Annotated in this window: 4 protein-coding genes; 2 read left to right on the forward strand and 2 right to left on the reverse strand. The window is 68.3% G+C overall.

Annotated elements, in window-relative coordinates; all coding sequences use genetic code 11:
* Both A5698_RS13395 and A5698_RS13400 read right to left on the reverse strand, forming a co-directional pair.
* Positions 1 to 233, reverse strand: a 233-nt coding sequence (locus tag A5698_RS13395) for an IniB N-terminal domain-containing protein (protein ID WP_197506760.1), incomplete at its 3' end; no start/stop codon positions are given.
* Positions 234 to 417: 184 nt separating this feature from the next.
* Positions 418 to 1,155 carry an acyltransferase gene (locus A5698_RS13400; RefSeq protein ID WP_067092297.1) on the reverse strand — a complete coding sequence of 246 codons (738 nt, stop codon included), beginning with the start codon at positions 1,153 to 1,155 and terminating at the stop codon, positions 418 to 420.
* Between the two features lie 80 nt (positions 1,156 to 1,235).
* Here A5698_RS13400 and A5698_RS13405 point away from each other — a divergent pair, with 80 nt between their 5' ends.
* Together A5698_RS13405 and A5698_RS13410 are read left to right on the forward strand one after the other, a co-directional pair.
* Entirely contained in the window at positions 1,236 to 2,531 is a 1,296-nt protein-coding gene (locus A5698_RS13405; protein WP_068297433.1) for an outer membrane protein assembly factor BamB family protein, read from the forward strand.
* A gap of 133 nt (positions 2,532 to 2,664) precedes the next feature.
* Positions 2,665 to 3,237, forward strand: a 573-nt coding sequence (locus A5698_RS13410; protein WP_197506761.1) for an alanine:cation symporter family protein, incomplete at its 3' end; no start/stop codon positions are given.

Consider the following 3,237-nt stretch of genomic DNA (forward strand, 5'->3'; position numbering starts at 1 on the left):
GTGAACGCAATCCCATGCGTCTGAGCCACCGCCTGCTGCAAACCCACCACCGGATTCCCACCACCGTGCACCACCGCCGCCGGCGCGACCGCCGCGGCAGCGTGTTGCAGTTGGGCCGCCGAGGCGTTGTGCACGCCGGCGCTGCACATGGCCCGCTCGGGGTCGTCGACGAAGGCCTGGGCCGAGACCTCGTCGCGAAACAGGTTCAGAATCCAGTCGATTACGTTCGTCATCTCCGTGGTCCTTTCGTGCCGCTGAGAGTTGGTCGCCGGGCCGTCCGGCGAACTGATGCGAACGTTATGGATCGGAAGAGCCCCCGCAAACGGGTCGACGCCCCCTTGCCGGGACCCGCGCATGCAGGGTCGACGCAGCACCCCGTTAGGGGGTTAGGGGGTGGCTAGGGAGAGGCGGGCTGCGCTAGCGTGAGGCCTTCTTGCGTTCGATGTCGGCAAGGGCCGCCGCGAGCTCCGCCCGTTGCGCCGCCGATGTCTCCCAGGCGAGTTGGCGGTTCTTAACCACCTTCGCCGGCGCGCCGACCGCGATCGAGTAGTCGGGGATATCGCCCCGCACCACCGCGTGCGATCCGAGCACGCAACCGCGCCCGATCGTGGTGTTGCGCAACACGGTGACCTTGACGCCGACCCAGGTGTCGGGCCCGATCCGCACCGGCCCCTTGATGATGCCCTGGTCTTTGATCGGCATGTTGATGTCGTCCATGCGATGGTCGAAATCGCAGATGTAGCACCAGTCGGCCATCAACACCGAATCACCCAACTCGATGTCGAGGTAGGTGTTGATGACGTTGTCGCGGCCGAGCACCACCTTGTCGCCGAACCGCAGTGAGCCTTCGTGGCAGCGGATGGTGTTCTTGTCGCCGATGTGCACCCAGCGACCGATCTCCATCGTCGACAGCTCGGGCGTCGCCTCGATCTCGACGCCCTTGCCGAGGAAGACCATGCCGCGCGTGATGATGTGCGGATTGCGCAGCTTGAACTTCAGCAGTCGCCAGTAACGCACCAAGTACCACGGGGTGTAGGCGCGGTTGGCCAGCACCCATTTCAGCGAGGCCAGGGTCAGGAACTTCGCCTGCCTCGGGTCACGCAGCCGCGACCCTCGCCAGCGCTTGTGCAATGGCGCGCCCCACATGGTCGTCATGGCCGGAAAGCCTACGCGAGGGATTGGGTGCGGAACGGTTACCCTCACGTGGACCGACGACGAGGAACGGGAAGGATCGAGTGTTCCGGCGATTGACCGTGCTGGCGTCCGCAGCGCTGATCACGGCCACCTTGGCAGGCTGCCAGGACACCGATTCCTGGGTCGACGCCAAGGCCGCCGACGGCTGGGCCGCCCAGTACCGCGACGCCGCCAACAGCAGCTATCAGACGGTGGCAGGCGCCGACACGCTCCGGCTGGAGTGGACCCGGTCGGTCAAGGGTGAACTCGCCGCCGAGGTCGCGCTCGGCACCGGCAGCTACCTGGCCGCCAACGCCCAGACCCGCGAGGGTTGCTCGTTGATGGTGTGGGAGGCCGACAACAGGGCCCGGCAGCGGTGGTGCACCCGCCTCGTCCAGGGCGGCGGTGCGTCCGGCCCGCTATTCGACGGCTTCGACAATCTCTACGTCGGCCAACCGGGGGCCATGCTGTCGTTCCCGCCGACGCAGTGGATCCGCTGGCGCCAACCGGTCATCGGGATGCCGACCACGCCGCGGATCCTGAGCCCGGGCCACCTGCTGGTCGTGACGCATCTCGGTCAGGTGCTGGTGTTCGACGCCCACCGCGGCACGGTCGACGGCAGCCCGGTGGACTTGGTCGCCGGCGTCGATCCGAAGGACTCCGAACGCGGGCTCGGCGACTGTCAGCCGGCGCGCCCCCGCTGCCCGGTGGCCGCCGCGCCCGCGTTCGCCGCGGGCTCCGGCCTCATCGTCCTGTCGCTGTGGGAGCCCGGCGCGGATGCGCCCATCCTCGTCGGTTTGCGGTACCGGCCCGGGCAGTCGCCCCTTTTGACCCGCGAGTGGACCAGCGACGCCGTCGGCGGCGGTCCCCTTGCCAGCCCGGTGTTCTCGGCCGACGGGTCGACCGTCTACATCAACGGCCGCGACGACCATCTGTGGGCGCTCGACGCGGCCGATGGCAAGGCCAAGTGGTCGGTGCCGCTCGACTACCTCGCGCAGACCCCGCCTTCCGTGTCACCCGACGGGCTGGTCGTCGCCGGGGGCGGCCCCGGGGCGAAGCTGATCGGGATCAAGGACGAGGGCGACCGCGGCGAGGTGCAGTGGACCCGCGACGACGCGCAGCCGCTGTCCACCTCGAGTCGGTCCGGTCCCGACGTCGCCTACACCGTGGTCCGCGACGGTGAGGGAGAGGACGCCGGACTCGCGCTGATGGTCTTCGACCCCGCCGACGGGCGCACCCTGAACACCTATCCGCTTCCCAGGGCGACGGGCTGGCCCGTCGGCGTCTCGGTCGGGAAGGATCGCCGCGTCGTCACTGCCACCAGCGACGGTGTGGTGTACGGATTCACGCCCGCCTGATGTACAACCTGGCGGCGTTTCGAATTTGTCATCGCAATGAAACACACCGACACCGCGGACATGCCAACATGCCACCGGTGCGTGTGCCGACCCCGACGAGCACGGGCCGGGCGCACCTGAACTAAGGAGACGGATGTCCGAGTTCCTCGACGCAGTCAACGGTTACGTCTGGAGTAACGCGCTGGTGTACCTGTGCCTGGCTGCGGGTGTGTACTTCTCCATCCGCTCCCGGTTCGTCCAGGTGCGCCAGGTACCGGAGATGATCCGGTTGATGATCAGGGGCGAGAAATCGCCGTCGGGTGTCTCCTCGTTCCAGGCGTTGACGATGTCGCTGGCCGGACGCGTCGGCACGGGCAACATCGCCGGCGTCGCGACCGCGATCGCGTTCGGCGGCCCCGGTGCCCTGTTCTGGATGTGGGCGGTGGCGTTTCTCGGCGCGTCGACGTCGTTCGTGGAGTGCACGCTGGGCCAGATCTACAAGACGCGCGACCGGCTCACCGGCGAGTACCGGGGCGGGCCCGCGTATTACCTCAGCAGGGCGCTGGCGCACACCAAGGCCGCAGGCGCCTTCAAGGTGTACGGCCTGCTGTTCGCCGCGGTGACGGTGTTGGCCTGCGGCCTGCTGCTGCCCAGCGTGCAGTCGAACTCGATGGCGTCGGCGATGAACTCCGCCTGGGGTTTCTCGAAGTGGTGGGTGGCCGTCGCG

This window comes from Mycobacterium sp. E136, from assembly GCF_001666865.1.
Classification (GTDB): Bacteria; Actinomycetota; Actinomycetes; order Mycobacteriales; family Mycobacteriaceae; genus Mycobacterium.